Below are 16,958 nucleotides of genomic sequence, written 5' to 3'. Positions count from 1 at the left end.
GCCGCCGGCGGCAATCCGTTCTACCTGCGCGTGCTGTCCCAGTCACCAGGACCGCTCGCGCCACCCGGCGGGATCAACCCATGGGTCCTGTCGGAGTCTCTTCCCGCCGTAATACGTCGGTCAAGAGGCCCCCACGCCCACCGGATTCCGGTCTTGAACGCGAGGTTCCTCCGCCTACGTTCCCAGCAACATCAGGAGGTGGGTATGGCTCAGAACCAAGAGAGCGATCAGGGTTTCGCACTGGTCGACGACAGGCCCGTACCGGCGGAGACCGCGGACTGGCTCGGGCGGGTCGACGAGATCGCGCCGGTCATCGAGAAGTGGCGGGAGGAGGGCGAGCGGCAGCGGTTCTCCCCGGTGCCGGTGTTCGAGGCACTGCGGGACGCCGGCTTCCCCCGGATGCTGGTCTCCCACGATCTCGGCGGCTCCCGGGTCACCCTGGAGACGGGATCGCAGGCACTCCAGGCACTGTCCCGGCTCGACCCGGCGGTCGCCTGGCAGATGGGCGTGCAGGCCGCCATCGGCCGGCTGTCGGACTACCTTCCCGAGCCGGTGGCGCGTGAACTCTTCCGGGACCAGGACGGGTTGGTGATCGGTTCCGTCAACCCCACGGGGCTCGCCGAGGCCGTCGACGGCGGCTACCGCCTCTCCGGGCGCTGGGGCTTCGCCAGCGGCTCGGCGCACGCCACCTGGCTGGTGTGCGCGGCCCGGATCACCGACGGCGGCACACCCCGGCTCACGGAACAGGGCCCGGAGATCCGGATGCTGTTCGTGCCCCGGCACGCCGTACGGATGCTGGACAACTGGCGGACCCTCGGGCTGCGCGGCACCGGCAGCGAGGACTACGAGGTCGAGGACGTCTTCGTCGCCGACGCGTACACGGTCGCCCAGCGGGACATGTTCCTCGCCCCGCCCGCCCGTCCCTCGCGCGGATACGGCATCAGCTACTACGACTTCGGGCTGTTCGGCTCGTCCTCGACCGTGCTGGGCGCGGCCCGGGGCGCGCTGCACGAGTTCCAGCGGCTCGCCGTCGCGAAGAAGCCGATGGCCGGTACGACCACCCTGGCCGCGAGCCACACCGTGCAGGAGCGGTACGCCCGCGCCGAGGCGCAGGTCCGGGCCTCGCGGCTGCTGCTGGCGGACGCCGCCTGGCACGCGGAACGGCTCGGCGAGGTCGGCGGGGACGCGCTCAGCGCGACCGTACGGCTGGCGGCGGCGACCGTGGCCGACCAGTGCTGCCAGGCCATCGACAGCCTGTTCACCGTCGCCGGCACGTCCTCGCTGTACGCGAGCAGCCTGCTCGAACGCTACTTCCGTGACGCGCACTCGGCCGCGAAGCACATCACCCTGTCGCCGACCAACGTCGAGATGACCGGCCAGTACCTGCTCGGCGGCGGCCTGAGCATGCGCCGCTAGCAGCCACCTGCATCTGTCGTGAATCTGTCGTGAATCGTCATCTGCCCGGAAGGACAACCATGCCGACCATGAAGGCCCTCCAGCTCGTCGCCCCGCGCCAGACCCAGGTCGCGGAGGTGCCGCGTCCCACGGCGCCGGCCGACGGCGTGCTGCTGCGCACCCGTTGCGTGTCGATCTGCTCGACGGACATCTCCTTCTTCGAAGGGCACCTGTTCCCCTCCGAGTACCCGATCGTCCTCGGTCACGAGTACCTCGGCGAAGTCGTCGAGAAGGGGCCGGAGTTCACCCGCCCCGACATCGCGATCGGCGACCGGATCGTCTACTGGGGACAGACCGACTTCGGCGGCTTCGCCGAGTACCGCACGCTGCGCCCGATCTTCTCCGGGGAGGTCAAGGAGGACGTGTTCTGGGCCGACCGGAACTTCTCCGACGATCTGCGGGCCGCCGCCGTCAAGATCCCCGACGCCCTCGACGACCTCCAGGCGTCGTTCATCGAGCCCACCACCGGCGCCCTGCGCTCGATCCTGGCCAACCCGCCGAAGATCGGCGACCGGGTCCTCATCATGGGCACCGGCCCGATCGGCGTCATCGCGGGCAGCGTCATCAGGCGCATGTTCGCCCCCAACCAGGTGGTGTCCGTGGACGCCAACCCGGTGCGCAACCAGCACGCCGGGGAGCACTTCTCCGAGCGGGCGTATCTGCCGGAGGAACTGATCGCCGAGGTTCCGGAGAACACGTTCGACTACGTCTTCGACGCGTTGCCGACCGTCAAGGTCGACGACGAGGAGAAGGATCCCCGGCGGGTTGCCATGCGGCGGCTGAAGCCCAAGGGGCGGTATGTGCTGTACGGGGCCTCGCAGGAGATGCAGAAGTTCGACACGTGGCTGATGCTCGCGAAGGGGATCAATATCAGCGCGTCGCCGTTCGACGTCACGGCGTTCCCGATGCATCACTCCGCCAATGTGATTCAGGCGGCGATGCAGATGTTGTTGTCGGGGATTGTGGATGGGCGGCGGTTGCTGTCGACCGTGCATCGGTTTGAGGACTATGAGGGGCTCGTCGAGATCTTCAAGAACTATCGGAGCACGACGGATTTGAAGACGATCGTCGATTTTCGGGCAGCGTAGGTAGTCGTTCGTCTGCGGGTTCGGTGGGGGCTTGTCGCGCAGTTCCTCGCGCCCCTGAAAGCGCGGCGGTCGGCCCCCTCTTTCGAAGGGATGCAGGGAAATGGAACCGGACGCCGATTTTGTCGTCGTCGCCAATCGTCTTCCCGTTCATCTGGAGTCGGGGGAGTGGCGGCGCAGTCCCGGGGGGCTTGTCACCGCTCTGGAACCCGTGTTGCGGGGGCGGCGGGGGGCCTGGGTGGGGTGGGCGGGGACTACCGGCAGTACGCCCGCCGCCTTTCGGCACGAGGGGGTGCGGTTGCACCCTGTGCCACTCGATGCCGACGAACACCGGGATTACTACGAGGGTTTCTCCAACGCCACGTTGTGGCCGTTGTTCCACGACGCGGTGGCGGCGCCCGAGTTCGACCGGACGTGGTGGCAGAGCTATCACCGGGTCAACCGGCGGTTCGCCGAGTACACGGCGGGCATCGCCGGGCCCGGGGCCACCGTGTGGGTCCAGGACTACCAACTGATGTTGGTCCCGGCCCTGTTGCGGGCCCTCCGGCCCGATCTGCGGATCGGTTTCTTCCTGCACATCCCCTTCCCGCCCCCGGAGCTCTTCCTCCAACTGCCCTGGCGCACCGAGATCGTGGAGGGCCTGCTCGGCGCGGACCTCGTGGGCTGCCAACTGCCCGGCGGCGCACAGAACTTCCTGCGGCTGGTACGGCGACTGCACGGCGTCGGCGACGTCGGGGGTCCGCACCGTACGCCGGTGGCGGGGACCGTACGACTGCCCGAACGGGACGTACACGTCGGCGCGTTCCCCATCTCGGTGGACGCGGCCGGCCTCGACACCCTGGCCCGCAGTGAGGCCGTACGGGAACGGGCCCGGCGGATCCGCCGTCAACTGGGCGACGGCAGAAGGATCATGCTGGGCGTCGACCGGCTCGACTACACCAAGGGCATCGAGCAGCGGCTGCGGGCCTTCGAGGGGCTCCTGGCCGAGGGCAGGGTCACCGCACGGGACGCCGTCCTCGTCCAGATCGCCACCCCCAGCCGGGAGCGCGTCGAGCACTACCGGCGTCAGCGTACGAGGATCGAGGCGCAGGTCGGCCGTATCAACGGGACGTTCGGGACGGTCGGCCGGGTGCCGGTCCACTATCTGCACACCACTGTCGACCGTACCGAGCTCGCGGCCCTCTACCGGGCCGCCGACGTGATGCTGGTGACGCCCCTGCGCGACGGGATGAACCTGGTCGCCAAGGAGTTCGTCGCCGCCCGTCCGGACCTCGGCGGGGCGCTGGTGCTCAGCGAGTTCGCCGGCGCCGCGCACGAACTGACCCGGGCGCTCCTGGTCAACCCGCACCATCTCGCCGGACTCCAGGACGTCATGGCCACGGCCCTGCATCTGGACGAGGCCCAACGCAGGCTCCGTATGGGGGAGTTGCACCGGCACGTCCGCGAACGGGACGTCCATCACTGGGCCCGGTCCTTCCTCGACGTCCTGGCCGGTGCCGACTTCCGCAGCGGCGAACTGGCCGCATGACCGACCCCTTTGTTCCCGACCTCGTTCAAGGAGGCGCCGTATGCCTACCGACACCCGAGAGCTCGACTTCACCAGTGCCATGGCCCGTGTCCCGGGGCCCGTCGTCGTCACCACCACCGTCGACGAGAGCGGCTGCCGCTGGGGATTCACCGCGAGTTCCTTCGTCTCCCTGTCCCTGGCCCCGCCGCTGGTGACGGTCAGCCTGGACAAGAAGGCGAGCACGCACTCCGCCTTCACCTCCGCCGGGCACTTCATGGTCAACGTGCTCGCCCACGACCAGTCCGACATCGCCCGGCGCTTCGCGACCTCCGGTGTCGACCGGTTCGCCGCCGGTGACACCGTCCCGCTCGAACGGGGGCTGCCCGGCATCCCCGAGGCGGCGGTCCGGCTCGTGTGCCGGCTGCACGACGTCGTCGACGGCGGCGACCACAGCATGCTCATCGGCCATGTGCTGGACTGCGTCACCGACGTGGAGAGGGATGCGCTGGTGTACGTCGACCGGGCCTTCGTCCGCCCGGCCCCGTGACGTACCAGCCCGGTACTGACGTACTGGCCCGTTACCTCAGGCCTTCGTGGCCGTCACCTGCTTCGTCCGCCACGTCGTCTTCTTCGCCTTGTTCCCGCAGGCGTCCATCGAGCACCAGCGCCGGTTGCCCGGGCGTGACGTGTCGAGGAACCAGGCCGCGCAGGCCGGACCCGCGCAGGCGCGGACCCGCTCCAGCGCGGGCGACGTCGCCAGGGTGAGCGCGTCGCGGGCGATGTCGGAGAGCACCGCGCCGACCGGGTCGGCGGCGGTGTGGACGAGCCTGCCGCGGTCGTCGAGCACCGGCACCGGCGGCGCGGCAGCGGCCGCCCGGTTCAGCAGCGTACGGACCTCGGCAGGGCATCCGGCGGGGCCGCCGCCGTCGCGGGCCGTCGTCAGGAGTGTGTGGACGGCCTCCCGCACCTCCCGCGCCTGACGCAGCACGGCCCGCGACGGAACCGGGACGACGGTGTCCTCGGCGTACGGGCCCAGCTGGACGACCCAGGCGGTCAGCGCCTCGGGGGTGTCCAACTCCTCGGTGACACCGTCCAGGCCGCGCAGCCTCAGGGTCCGCATGAAGTCCAGAGAGATCCGTCCGGAGCCGCTGCGGAAGCGGAACGTCTGCGGTGCGGGGGATGCGGTCATGGCAGACAGCCTACTGCGGAACCGGTATTACTGGTACGTTGATGGAACCGGTTAAAACGGTTCCCCGGGGTGGCGGTGCCACCCCTCTCATTTCTCCCTTCCTGGTCGAGGTGTGTCGTGGCTTCTGCCGTTCCCTCCCCTGCGCCGCCGGTGCTGAGCCGGCCGCTGATCCTGCTGCTCTCCGTCGCCTGCGGCGTCGCGGTGGCCAACATCTACTTCCCGCAGGCGATCAGTCCGCTGATCGCCGACGACCTGCACGTACGCCCCGCCTCCGCGGCCGTCGTCGTCACGTGCGCCCAACTCGGTTACGCGGTGGGCATCTTCCTGCTCGTCCCCCTCGGCGACCGGCTCCGCCACCGCGGCCTGGTCACCACCCTGCTGCTGGTGACCGGCGTGGGCCTGGTCCTCGCCGGTACGGCCGACTCGCTGCCCGTCCTCGCCGTCGCCAGTGCCCTGGTCGGTCTGACCACGGTCGTACCGCAGATCCTCATCCCCATGGCGGCCGGTCTGACCGCCCCGGAACGCCGAGGCGCTGTGACGGGCACCCTGCTCTCCGGGCTGATCGGCGGCATCCTGCTGGCCCGTACCTTCTCCGGCACCCTCGGCGAATGGCTCGGCTGGCGTGCCCCCTACCTGGTCGCCGCGGGCATGGTCCTGGTCCTCACCCTCGCGCTGGCCGCCGCTCTCCCGCACACCACGCCGAGCACCGACCAGCGGTACCCGGCCCTGATCGCGGCCTCCCTGCACCTGCTGCGCACCGAACCGCTGCTGCGCCGCTCCTGCCAGTACCAGGTCCTGGTGTTCGCCGCGTTCAGCGCCGCCTGGACCGCCCTCGCCCTCTACATCACCGGCCCGCACTACGACCTGGGCACCCCGGCCGTCGGCGTCCTCGCCCTGGTCGGCGCGGCCAGCATGTTCGCCACGCCCGTAGCGGGCCGGCGCGTCGACCGGCTCGGGCCCGACCCCGTGAACCTGGTGTGCATGGTGGGCGCCATCGCCGCGGGGGCCCTGCTCCTCACCGGTCATCTGGGCGGCGCCGTCGGCCTGGTGGGCCTGGGCGCGGGGATGCTGCTGCTCGACGTGGCCATGCAGTCCGGTCAGGTCGCCAACCAGGCCCGTATCTTCGCGCTGCGCCCGGAAGCCCGCTCGCGCCTCAACACCGCGTACATGACCTGCGCGTTCCTGGGCGGCAGCGCCGGATCCTGGCTGGGCGTCCGGGCGTACTCCGCCTTCGGCTGGAACGGCGTGTGCGGCCTGGTGGCCCTGCTGGCCGGCCTCGCCCTGCTCCGCCACGTCCTGCGGGACCGGCACCCCGAGGCCGCGCAGGTCCCGGCCCCGGCTCCCGCCACCGGGGACGGCGTACCCGCGACCCGCTGAAGCACACGCGTACGCACACAGACAGTGAACACACGGCAAGGAATGGAGTCGTCATGACCGAGAACCGCCGCCTGAGGAGCACGACCTGGGGTGTGGCCTTCGACCGGAGCCGAGAGGCGGTCGCGAAGTGAGCCAAGTGAGCGAATTCAGCGAGGTGAGCAGCGAGAGCCAGTGGGACTACGTGATCGTCGGCGCCGGCTCGGCCGGATGCGTGCTCGCCGACCGGCTCAGCGCGGACGGCACGACACAGGTGCTGCTCGTCGAGGCCGGCACCGGGACACCGGAGACCCGCCCCGAGGTCCAGGTGCCGATCCTGTTCCCCCGCCTGTTCGGCGGCGACCTGGACTGGGACTTCGCGACCGCGCCGCAGCCCGGCCTGGCCGACCGGACCATACCGATCCCGCGCGGAAAGGCGGTCGGCGGCTCCTCGGTGATCAACGCACAGCTGTGGACCCGCGGCCACCGCGCGGACTACGACGGCTGGGCAGAGGCCGGCCTCGACGGCTGGGACCACGACACCCTCCAGCCCTACTTCGAGCGCGCCGAGCAGCGGATCAGCCTGGCGGGAATGCGCTACCCGCTGCCGGTGACCCCGGCGTTCACCAACGCGTGCGCCCGCCTCGGGTACGTCCCCGCCGCCGAGGTCCAGGAGGGCTACGCCCTGGCCCGCGCGACCCACCGCGACGGCCTGCGCCACAGCTCGGCCGACGCCTACCTCACGCCGGCCCGCGAACGCCCGAACCTCACCGTCCTTTCGGACACCCTGGTACGCCGGGTGGTGTTCGAGGGCACCCGGGCGATCGGCGTCGAGATCGAGGCCGAGGGAGGCGCGGGCACCGAGATCATCCGTGCCCGGCGCGAGGTCGTCCTCTCCGCCGGATCCGTGGGCAGCCCCCACCTGTTGCTGCTGTCGGGCGTGGGCCCGGCCGAGGAACTGGCCCGGCACGGCGTTCCCGTCGTACGGGATGTCCCGTCCGTCGGCCGGGACCTGACCGACCATCTGCTCGTCCCGCTGGCCTTCGAGGCGATGGGGTTCTGGTCGCCCGGATCGGGGGCGTCGGCCGAGCAGATCGACCAGTATCTGCGCGACCGCCACGGCACCCTGGACTCGATCATCTCCGAGGCCCTGCTGTTCCTGCGGACGCGCGAGGACCTCGACGCCCCGGACATCGAGGTCGTCCACCTGGTGCTCCCCCTGGGCGAGCACCAGCGGACCGCCGAACACGGCATGGCCCTGGGCGTGATCCTCCTGCGCCCGCGCAGCAGGGGCGCGATCACACTCCGCAGCGCCGATCCGCACGACGCCCCGGTCATCGACCCGCGCTATCTGTCGGACCCGGACGGCGACGACCTGGCGACCCTGGTGGCGGGGGTCCGCGCCGCCCAACGCGTCCTGCGGCAGCCGGACTTCGCCGAGTGGCTCGGCAAGCCGCTCACCGACGGAGCGCTGTCCGAGGACTCCGACGACATCGCCGCCTACGTCCGCGCCACGGGCGGCAGCATCCACCACCTCGTCAGCACCTGCCGGATGGGCACGGACGAACAGTCGGTCGTCGACCCGACGTTCGCGGTCCGGGGCCTGACGGGCCTGCGGGTCGTGGACGCCTCGGCCATGCCGAGCATCGTACGAGCCCACACGCACGCCCCCGTGACGATGCTCGCCGAACGGGCGGCGGACGTCCTCCTCCAGCAGGACGCCGACCAACAGGACGTCCAGCAGGAAGTCCAGCGGGAAGTTCTTCTTCCGCAACGCTGACCGACCGACAGGACCCCCGACGGGAACCCGGACGGCGATCTTTCCCTCTTCCCTTGCCGGAAGCCATGAACGCCGAGCAACAGTCCGGCAAACCAAGGGGGAAGCAGTCCATGCCGTCGCGAATACCCTTCTTCAGACCCTGGGCCGTGGCGGCCGTGGCGGTAGGCGGATTCCTCCTCGCACTGGAGATCGCCGCGCGCCGCCACGGCCTGCCGGGGCCGCTCACCAACCAGGCGCGAGAAGTCGTGTTCGCCCCCAAGTCGGGGCCTCTGCTGTACGCCGGCATGGCGCTGATGACGGTGGTGCTCACCCGGCGGCAACGCTTCGTCGCGGCCGGTGCGGCGGTCGGCATCGACGTCGTCTTCGCGCTGGTGCGGTGGGCGGCCGGGGCCGGGACGGGCGGCGGGCACTGCTTCGGCAACGGCGCGCTGTGGGTGATCCTCGGCTGTGGGGTCCTCGCCGTCACGCGCCGCACCGGCCGGGAACGGGTCCTGCTGCTGAAGGGCGTCGGGCTGGCCCTGCTGCTGGTGGCCGGGCGCAAGGCGGGCGACACCTGGCTGCTGATCACGGCGAAGACCCGCCCGTTCGTGCTCGACCAGTACGTGGCGACCGCCGATCACGCGCTGGGCGACCCGGCGTGGGTCGTGGGCCGGATCGTCCGGGCCACCGGCCCCGTCGGCGCCCATCTCCTCGACTGGGTCTACATCCAGCTCGCGGTGGCCGCCGTCCTCGTCGCGCTGTACCAGCTGCGCCACGTCGCGGCCGAGCGCCGGTTTCCCCGCCATCACGTAGTGCGCACGTTTCTCGCGATCGGCGTCCTCGGCCCCGGCATCTACATGCTCTTCCCCGTGGTCGGCCCGGTCTTCGCCTACGGCACCGGCGCCTTCGGCACGGGCGGCGGGCACTGGGCGGTGGCCGACCTGTGGCCCGACACGCCCCCGCCGCACACCGTCCCGCAGCCGATGCCGTACGACGGGATCACGCCCCGCAACTGCATGCCGAGCCTGCACACGGCGTGGGCCACCGCGATCTTCGTCCACTCCCGCAAGGGGCCGCGGTTCCTGCGGTTCGCGGGCACGTTCTGGCTGATCGCCACGCTCACCGCGACGCTGGGCTTCGGCTACCACTACGGCGCGGATCTCGTGGCCGGTGTGGTGTTCGCGCTCACGGTCGAGGCGGCCCTGCGCGCGCACGCACGCGGCTGGGACCGATCCGGAATCCAACTGGTCGCCCACGGCACGGCGGTCTTCGCGCTGCTCCTGGTGTCGTACCGCTATCTGTCGCTGGAGCTGGCCGGGCAGCCGTGGGTCTTCGGCCCCCTGATCCTCCTGGCGATGATCTCGGTCGTCGACGCCTATCTGCGCACGACCGGAGAGTGGGAAAGGGAGCCCGCTCCGCCCCGGCAAACGGAACCGCAACCGGAATCGCGGCGGGACGGAGACCGGCGACTCGAACCGGTCTGAGCCGCATCGCACCGCTTCCACACGTGGACACGATCTCTGTACGAGTTCTGCACGATTTCGTGCACGAACAACTGTGCGCATGTCATCATCACCGGGCAGGAAAAGTGATCACCCGGGGGAACCATCCGATCCGTCCTGCCATGTGGTGCTGCCCCGGGCCCGAGGAAGGATGCCGCCCCGCATGGGCAGACCCGTTCCCCCGCGCTCCCGTGTCCGGGCGCCGCACCGGCTGCTGCTGCCGGTCACCGCCGCCGGGGCCGCGCTCTTCGTCAGTACCGTGCAGCCCCCGTCCGCGCCCCAGGCCGGACCGGACGCGCTGCCGGTCGCGGCCGTGAGCTGTGCCGCCGGGGTGTGGAAGGCGGACTACTACGCCAACACCACCCTCACCGGCACACCCCGCAAGTCCCTGTGCGACAAGGCCGTCAGCGAGAACTGGGGCAAGGGCCATCCCGCCGGTATATCGCTCCCCAACGACCGCTTCGGCGTGCGCTGGACGATGCGCAGGAACTTCGGCGGTGGCGGCCCCTTCCTGCTGAAGACCGCCGCCCAGGACGGCATCCGGGTCTGGATCGACGGCAAGCGGTACGTCAACCTGTGGCGCGACTACGCCTCCACGCAGCGCGCGAGCGTCAAGGTGACCGTGCCCGCCGGAACGCATACCGTACGGGTCGACTACGTGGCCTACACGGGCTCGGCCAACGTCTCGGCCGGCCTCGCCCCGACCACCCCGGACAAGGTGGCCCCGCTGGCCCCCGGTTCGGCCAAGGCGACGCCCGGCGACGCCCGGGCGACCGTCGGCTGGGCGCGCAACGCCGAGGCGGATCTGGCCGGTTACCGGGTCTATCGCTCCACCAGCACCCCCGTGAAGATCGACACGGCCCACCGGGTCAGCGGCTCCGCCCTGCTGACCGGCAACTCGTTCAACTCGACCGGGCTGCGCAACGGCACCAAGTACTGGTTCGCCGTCACCGCCGTGGACCGCGCGGGCAACCAGTCCCGCGCCTCGGCCAACGTCTCCGCCGTCCCGGCCGACAAGACCCCGCCCGGCGCCCCTGACCAACTGGGCGCCGACGGCTTCGGCGACATCGACCTGAACGACAACGGCGTACCCGACGCGGGCGACGACCTCGGCCATAACTTCCTGAGCTGGGGCCCGAGTTGGGACGACGACTTCAGTACGACGGACGCCTTCGCGGGCTACCACATCTACCGCGCCACCGCTCCCGGCGGCCCCTGGACGCGGATCCGGAGCGCCGACGCCCGAGTGGTCCAGGACAACGGGTACGACGACACGGGCGCCCCGATCGGCGTCACCGCGTACTACAAGGTGACCGCCGTCGACACCGCCGGCAACGAGTCCGCCCCGGCCACCACCGAACCCGGTGAGTACGCCCAGACCGTCGCCTCCGCGCTCCGCCCCGACACGGGGCTGTACCCGCCGCAGCAGCCGACGGGGCTCAAGGGCCAGCTCAGCGGTGAGATGGCCGTGCTGTACTGGGACAAGAACCCGGTCGGCAGCGCCGTGCACGGCCCGACCGCCGGCTACCAGGTGCAGTCCGCCTCCTCGGCCTCCGGCCCCTGGGACCTGCTCGTCGACGCCGACGACCCGCTCACCCTGCCGTACTTCAGCGACACCGACCTGCCCGTGGGCGGCACCCGCCACTACCGGGTACGCACTGTCGGCAAGCTGATCGGCGACGGCACACCGCGTACGTACTCGGCCTGGACCTCGTCCGTCTCCGTCAGCCGTCCGCTGCCGCCGGACACCACCGCGCCCCGTGCGCCCGCCGCGCCCGAGGTCACCGCACCCGTCGGCGCCACCACCGCCACCCTGACCTGGACCACCACCGGCTGGCCCGGCTACGAGCAGGACTTCGCCGGCTACCAGGTCACCCGGAGCACGACCGCCGACGGCCCGTTCACCGACACCGGGAGCGCCCGCACCCCGCAGTGCGCCGCCGTCCCGAACACCGAGGAGCAGGTCGGCTGCACCCTCACCGACAGCCCGATCGCCGCTGACGCCACCCCGTACTACCGGGTCGTCTCCGTCGACCAGCTGGGCAACCGCTCCTCCGGCACCGTCGTGCAGTTGAAGCGGCTCGCCCCCGAGGCGCCCAAGCCGCCCATGGCCACCGGGCTGACCGCCACCCGCGACCACGAGACCGCCGGCGTCCTGCTCGACTGGGACGACTCCCCGGCGTCCGAGGTCTACAGCTACTACCTGTTCCGCACGACCTACGGCGGCTCGTGCGACATGGGCACCTGGACCTTCGAGACGGTCAACTCCTACTACCTGGACGTCGATCCGTACCGCAAGTCCCGTTACTGCCTGAGGGTGCGCGGCTTCGTGGGCAACTACAGCGACTGGATCTGGGTCGACGTACCCGACTGGTCCGAGGGACCCGCCCCCGGCACCCCGCAGACGCCCGAGATGCCGACGGCGACGGCCGGCACCGACGGCATCAAGCTGACCTGGCCGGCGGGCGACCCCGCCGTGACCGAGTACGAGATCTGGCGCCGCACCGAGTCGGACGCCGTGTTCATCAAGACCGCCGAGACCGCCGCGACGACCTCCCCGGAGTGGACCGACACGGGTGCGCCGGCCGGCATCCCGTCCTGCTACCGGACCGTCGCCGTGGTCGCGACGGGGGTCCGCTCGGGCCTCTCCGAGGACACCTGCGCGGTACGCCCGTACGCCGAGGACGTCACGCGTCCCGCCCGGCCCGCGGACCTCACCGGACAGCGGGAGAGCGCCAACTCGGTGGTGCTGTCCTGGCAGCCCGTCCCCGGCGCCACCGGCTACCTCGTCTACCGGTACTGGCACGACGCCGCCCACCCCGGCACCCGCATCCAGACCCAGCCGGTGACGGCCACCACCCTGACCGACACCGACGCCCTGGTCGACCACTCCAACGCCTACTACGCGGTGGTGGCGTCGAACGCCGACGGCGTCCGCTCCGAGGCGGCGGTGCTGCCCTGGATCGGCGCGGGCTTCGGCAACTCCATGACCCTGGCCGCGAGCGGCTCGGCGGACGGTGTGCTGCTCACCTGGGCGTGGGCCTGCCAGTGGGACTTCTGCCCGGAACCGTCCTCGGTCGCGATCCAGCGCTGGAACACCACCACCCAGGTGTGGGACGAACTGACCTCGACCCTCCCCGGCACGGCGGTCTCCTACCTGGACACGGAGGCACCGGCCGGGGCCACCTCGTACTACCGGGTCCAGGTGTACGGCCACGACAGCGACATCCCCGAACAGATCGGCCACGGAGCGGTCCCGGGCACCCGCCCGGCGGCGGCAGACGTGAACTGACACCCCACAGTGCGCTGTTGTGCTTCAGGCGCCTCTTGTGGGTGGTCTGCACGCCGTAGCTCAATGTGAAGATGGCATCCGAGCTTTCACAGCGGCTCATCGATCTCGTCCTCGAAGGATTCGCCTTCGAGGACGAGATCTTCGAAGGTCACGCCGCCTCTGTGCGCGCACGGTACCGCGAGCGGTACGAGTCGTTCTTCGGGGGACTGCCGACCACCAACTCGGGGGCGCTGTGGGCCTACCCGCTGGCACAGGCGCTGTCGCGCGGGCCCGGCTCGCGCGAAAAGGCCGTTGTCATCGGGGCGATGACGGAGTGCTTCTTCCAATTGGACGACTCCGCACCGGCCTTTCGGACGAGCGTCCTGGCCGAGATGTGGAAGTACAAGTACAGCCGGCTGGCCGACCACGACCTCGTGCACGGGCTTGTGGCGGACCTGGCGGGATTTCATCCCGAGACCCAGGACTGTTTCGTCGACTACACCATCGAATGGCTGTGCTTCGACCAACTCCTGAGGCGCCGACAGGACCCTTCAGGTCATGTGCCGGTGGTGCTCCGGGTCGCGGACGCCGGTGTCCACGGCTGGTTCATGTTGTTGGTCGACTCGTTCACAGGAAAGAGCTGGAGCCAGGTCGCAGGGAAGGATCCGCTCCTGCACCGGTTCTGCTTCGACTGGTGCGTCATCGGGGCGTACTGGAACGACGTGTTCAGCGAGGCCGACCGCGGCTCCGACGCGACGGTCTCGCTGTCCGCGCCGGCTCTCGCCGACGACAGGACGGTCACGAACGCGTTCACCAACACGCTGCGCCTCCTGGAATCCGACTCCGTACACCAGGATCTCCTGCTCATGCTCGTACGCACCGTGCTGGTGCTGTACTGCGACAGGAACAGCAGATACCTGGCTCGCGGTTCAGAGGTTTCCGACAACCTGCTCAGGCTCGCCACCTGACCCCGGTGCCATGGCCGGCCCGCCGTCAGCGGACGGGACGCCGCCGGGCGCGCCGGGACACCCGCGTCCCGAAGAAGATCAGGTCGGCGGCGAAGACCACGATGCCGATGACCAGGAGAAAACCCAGGCCGTCCGCTGCCGCACCGATGATTCCCAGTACGACGGCCACCAGGACCAGCAGAAGAAAGAGCGCCATCATCCGGACCACCTCAGCGGCGGGCGAGCTGGCGCTCGCCCCCGGCTCCCGGCCGGTACGTCATGCCGTAGTGCCGGAAGATCTGCTCCTCCTGCTCGGCGGGCAGCACGTCGTCCGTCCCGATCGACGGAGCCTTCCGAACCTGCCCCTTGTCGTACGAGACCCGGACATAGCCGGGCCCGAGGACCACGTCGTCGAGGGGGACGAAGACCAGCCGGTGGCGGGTGGGCAGCCCCGTCCGGACGGTCGCCATGGCCGGCTCGTCCGTGGCCGTGTCCACGTAGACCGCTTCGAGCATGCCGATCCGACGCTGTTTGACGTCGACCACGTCCTGGTTGCGCCACTCGCGGATGTCGGCTGAACGGATCATGCCCTGCTCCCTGTCTGTGCGGACTCCGGCGGGTGGTGGACCCATTTTGCCATCGTATGACCGAAACGCACCGTAGGCATCGAGTGCTTCCACGGGCGGTACGGTGCCCTCCGCGTACCCCGCGTACCCCGTTGAGGTCGCGCTACTTCCCGGCGGGGCGATTTCCGCCGGGGGTCGCCTGCGCGGACCGGCTGGTCTCCAGCCATGACTGAGCGGGTTCCGCCGCGCGGGTGGTGTCCACGGTCAGGTCGAGGAGGGTCCCGCCGTCCGGGCCCGCCGGATAGCTGCGCTGCTCGGTCGTGTCGAAGCAACGGCGGAGGATCTCCGCGACCCGACGGGCGACCTCGGGGGACGCGGCGACGACCCGGACCTCGGCGTACCCGTCCGAAGGTGTTTGCGTGGCCTGCATGGCGACCTCGGGGTTCGGTGTCCCCGTACGGGAGGGGGCCGGATGCCTCACTTTACTGCCGGGGAGTACCGTGAGAACGAGGAATCCACCCGAACCCCTTCATTCCAGGCAGGCAGGCAGGCGGGCAGGCCGGCAGGCAGGCGAGTGCGATGGTCGACTTCGACTCCGGCTCCCCACGTGTGACGAGGCTCCTCCCGGACGCCGTCCACCAGGCCGTGCGGCCCGGGACAGCTGTCGTACGGCTGGAGACGACGCATGACCGGCGGGGCGTGCTCGACGGAGTGTGGTGGCCCCGTTCCCGCGACATCACCGCCGAACTCCCCAGCCTGATCACCGCACTGACCGAGCACCTCGGGCCCGTCACCCGTGTCGGCCTGGACACCGGGGCCTGGGAAGCGCTGCCGACGCGGATGACCATCGACGGCCGCGTCGTCCACCTCGACTCCTTTCCGGTCGGCGACGACACCGTCCTCATCACCCGGGGCGAACAGGATCTCTTCTCCCTCCTCGTGATCCCACCGCACGCGACACCCGACGCCGCACGCGCGGCCATGGCCGAGGCCGTCCGGGCCGACAGCGGGAGGCAGGCCGAACAGATCCTCATCGACACCGGCACCCGCGCGCGGCAGACCTGACCGTCGCCGGTCCCCCTTCGGCCGTACGGTCCGTCGGGTGTGCCCGCGGAGTACGCTGGACATACCGAGGACACTTCGCGCACCGGCTGCCATGCCCGTGTCGTTTTCGGCGATCGAATACGCCGGACCGGTCGTGACCGGCCCGGGGCAGGGTTCGCGTGATGACCGCGACCGTTTCCCACCTTCGGACAGCCGATGCCGACGACCGGTTCGCCTCGTCCTCGCCTTCCCTCCGTCTGTCACTGGCTCCCGCAGGTCCCGCACCGGCTCTGCTGGACGGCGCCTGGTGGCCCCGCTCCCGCGACCTCGGCGCGGAACTCCCCGCCCTGACCGCCGTACTGGATCCGCTGTGGGGGCGGATCACCCGTGTCACGGTGAATCCCGTCCACTGGCCGGTCGTTCCGCGCAAGGTGGCCGTCGGCGGGCGCGTGGTGAAGGTGGGCTGGTTCCTGGCGGAACAGGACCCGCACGAACTGCTGTTGCTCTCGTACCGCACGGGCCGCTGGAACCTCCTGGTGGTCCCGCCGCAGACACCCGCCGCCCAGGCCGCGTGGCTGATGGCCGCGGCGAGCGACCCACTGGGCACGTCGACCGCGAGCCGCTTGATGGAGGAGTCGGCGCGGCGGCGGACGGTGTACGAGGACGACCGGGCCGTGGAAGCGGTCTGGGACTCCGAAGGAGGACATGAGGCCGGCGATCCGGCCGTACGTCCGGGGATCCCGGCCGTGACCGCAGGGCTGCCGAATCGGCCGACGCGTCAGCCGACGGGAAGGTGAGAACCGTGGAGACATTCCTGACCGTGATCGTGACCCTCGCGATGATCGCCGTGGGGGTGCTCCTCATCCACCGGCTCAACTCGCAGCACGACGACCGCATCGCCTCCTTCCACTACGGCCGCTCCGGGACGCCCGTAGCGGGACCGGCTCCGTCGACTCCATCCGCTCCGCGGAAGGTCCGCGACTGGCTCCGCCTCCGGCGCCACACCCACAGAAGAGCGGGGTGAACGCCGTCGTTCCGGCAGCCCCGCCCGGCCCGTCCCCGAACCGACCGAACCGACAGCACGACCCGTAAGCCCAGGACCCCGGCTGTACACCGCCCATGGCAGGCCGGGGTCTTCTCGTGTCCTGCGGCCCCCTCCAGAACACGATGTCCGCCAACTCGGCCTGCCGGACAGGCAGTTCAGCCGTCACGGCCTACACCACCGAACCGAGGAGCCATGCCCCGTCCCCACCTGAACCACGAAGTCCATGCCCCTCGGT

The 16,958-nt window shown here is 70.7% G+C and carries 16 protein-coding genes; 12 read left to right on the top strand and 4 right to left on the bottom strand.

Annotated elements, in window-relative coordinates:
• Nucleotides 1-204 precede the first annotated feature (204 nt).
• The 4 genes from ACWCRB_RS32330 (at nucleotide 205) to ACWCRB_RS32315 (ending at nucleotide 4,594) form a co-directional block, all read left to right on the top strand.
• Complete coding sequence (locus ACWCRB_RS32330) at nucleotides 205-1,416, top strand: acyl-CoA dehydrogenase family protein (protein WP_450999434.1); 1,212 nt, start codon at nucleotides 205-207, stop codon at nucleotides 1,414-1,416.
• A gap of 59 nt (nucleotides 1,417-1,475) precedes the next feature.
• A complete protein-coding gene (locus tag ACWCRB_RS32325; RefSeq protein WP_450999433.1) occupies nucleotides 1,476-2,543 on the top strand; it encodes a zinc-dependent alcohol dehydrogenase in 1,068 nt (355 codons plus the stop codon).
• Between the two features lie 100 nt (nucleotides 2,544-2,643).
• On the top strand, nucleotides 2,644-4,068 hold the full coding sequence (locus tag ACWCRB_RS32320; protein ID WP_450999432.1) for an alpha,alpha-trehalose-phosphate synthase (UDP-forming): 1,425 nt from the start codon (nucleotides 2,644-2,646) through the stop codon (nucleotides 4,066-4,068).
• 40 nt (nucleotides 4,069-4,108) lie between these two features.
• On the top strand, nucleotides 4,109-4,594 hold the full coding sequence (locus ACWCRB_RS32315) for a flavin reductase family protein (RefSeq protein WP_450999431.1): 486 nt from the start codon (nucleotides 4,109-4,111) through the stop codon (nucleotides 4,592-4,594).
• Nucleotides 4,595-4,630: 36 nt separating this feature from the next.
• On the opposite strand, the gene ACWCRB_RS32310 is transcribed toward ACWCRB_RS32315, so the two are convergent.
• Nucleotides 4,631-5,236: a CGNR zinc finger domain-containing protein gene (locus tag ACWCRB_RS32310; RefSeq protein ID WP_450999430.1), complete on the bottom strand. Its 606-nt coding sequence runs from the start codon at nucleotides 5,234-5,236 to the stop codon at nucleotides 4,631-4,633.
• Nucleotides 5,237-5,353: 117 nt separating this feature from the next.
• Between ACWCRB_RS32310 and ACWCRB_RS32305 the strand changes: the two genes are divergently transcribed.
• From ACWCRB_RS32305 to ACWCRB_RS32285, 5 genes are all read left to right on the top strand, one after another.
• Nucleotides 5,354-6,613, top strand: a complete 1,260-nt coding sequence (locus ACWCRB_RS32305; RefSeq protein ID WP_450999429.1) for an MFS transporter — start codon at nucleotides 5,354-5,356, stop codon at nucleotides 6,611-6,613.
• A gap of 136 nt (nucleotides 6,614-6,749) precedes the next feature.
• Nucleotides 6,750-8,369: a GMC family oxidoreductase gene (locus ACWCRB_RS32300; protein ID WP_450999428.1), complete on the top strand. Its 1,620-nt coding sequence runs from the start codon at nucleotides 6,750-6,752 to the stop codon at nucleotides 8,367-8,369.
• A gap of 110 nt (nucleotides 8,370-8,479) precedes the next feature.
• On the top strand, nucleotides 8,480-9,832 hold the full coding sequence (locus tag ACWCRB_RS32295; protein ID WP_450999427.1) for a phosphatase PAP2 family protein: 1,353 nt from the start codon (nucleotides 8,480-8,482) through the stop codon (nucleotides 9,830-9,832).
• A 181-nt stretch (nucleotides 9,833-10,013) separates the two neighbouring features.
• Nucleotides 10,014-13,142, top strand: a complete 3,129-nt coding sequence (locus ACWCRB_RS32290; protein WP_450999426.1) for a PA14 domain-containing protein — start codon at nucleotides 10,014-10,016, stop codon at nucleotides 13,140-13,142.
• 71 nt (nucleotides 13,143-13,213) lie between these two features.
• Nucleotides 13,214-14,089 (top strand): hypothetical protein, encoded by an 876-nt coding sequence (locus ACWCRB_RS32285; protein ID WP_450999425.1) that lies wholly within the window; start codon nucleotides 13,214-13,216, stop codon nucleotides 14,087-14,089.
• A gap of 25 nt (nucleotides 14,090-14,114) precedes the next feature.
• Here the strand turns inward: ACWCRB_RS32285 and ACWCRB_RS32280 are convergent, their stop codons facing one another.
• The 3 genes from ACWCRB_RS32280 to ACWCRB_RS32270 form a co-directional block, all read right to left on the bottom strand.
• The gene (locus ACWCRB_RS32280) at nucleotides 14,115-14,288 is read right to left on the bottom strand and encodes a hypothetical protein (RefSeq protein ID WP_450999436.1); all 174 of its coding nucleotides are present in this window, start codon (nucleotides 14,286-14,288) and stop codon (nucleotides 14,115-14,117) included.
• Nucleotides 14,289-14,298: 10 nt separating this feature from the next.
• Nucleotides 14,299-14,655: a PRC-barrel domain-containing protein gene (locus tag ACWCRB_RS32275; protein ID WP_235476456.1), complete on the bottom strand. Its 357-nt coding sequence runs from the start codon at nucleotides 14,653-14,655 to the stop codon at nucleotides 14,299-14,301.
• A 142-nt stretch (nucleotides 14,656-14,797) separates the two neighbouring features.
• Nucleotides 14,798-15,064 (bottom strand): hypothetical protein, encoded by a 267-nt coding sequence (locus tag ACWCRB_RS32270; RefSeq protein WP_450999424.1) that lies wholly within the window; start codon nucleotides 15,062-15,064, stop codon nucleotides 14,798-14,800.
• Nucleotides 15,065-15,213: 149 nt separating this feature from the next.
• Between ACWCRB_RS32270 and ACWCRB_RS32265 the strand changes: the two genes are divergently transcribed.
• The 3 genes from ACWCRB_RS32265 to ACWCRB_RS32255 all read left to right on the top strand — a co-directional run bounded on the left by ACWCRB_RS32265 (nucleotide 15,214) and on the right by ACWCRB_RS32255 (nucleotide 16,702).
• The gene (locus ACWCRB_RS32265; protein ID WP_235476451.1) at nucleotides 15,214-15,699 is read left to right on the top strand and encodes a DUF5994 family protein; all 486 of its coding nucleotides are present in this window, start codon (nucleotides 15,214-15,216) and stop codon (nucleotides 15,697-15,699) included.
• A 161-nt stretch (nucleotides 15,700-15,860) separates the two neighbouring features.
• The gene (locus ACWCRB_RS32260) at nucleotides 15,861-16,475 is read left to right on the top strand and encodes a DUF5994 family protein (protein ID WP_450999423.1); all 615 of its coding nucleotides are present in this window, start codon (nucleotides 15,861-15,863) and stop codon (nucleotides 16,473-16,475) included.
• A gap of 5 nt (nucleotides 16,476-16,480) precedes the next feature.
• Nucleotides 16,481-16,702, top strand: a complete 222-nt coding sequence (locus ACWCRB_RS32255) for a hypothetical protein (protein ID WP_235476450.1) — start codon at nucleotides 16,481-16,483, stop codon at nucleotides 16,700-16,702.
• Nucleotides 16,703-16,958 lie beyond the last annotated feature (256 nt).

The sequence above is a fragment of the Streptomyces sp. NPDC002156 genome (genome assembly GCF_053593675.1).
The sequence above is the reverse complement of the archived record's forward strand: the minus strand, read 5'-3'. Positions and strand labels throughout refer to the sequence as shown.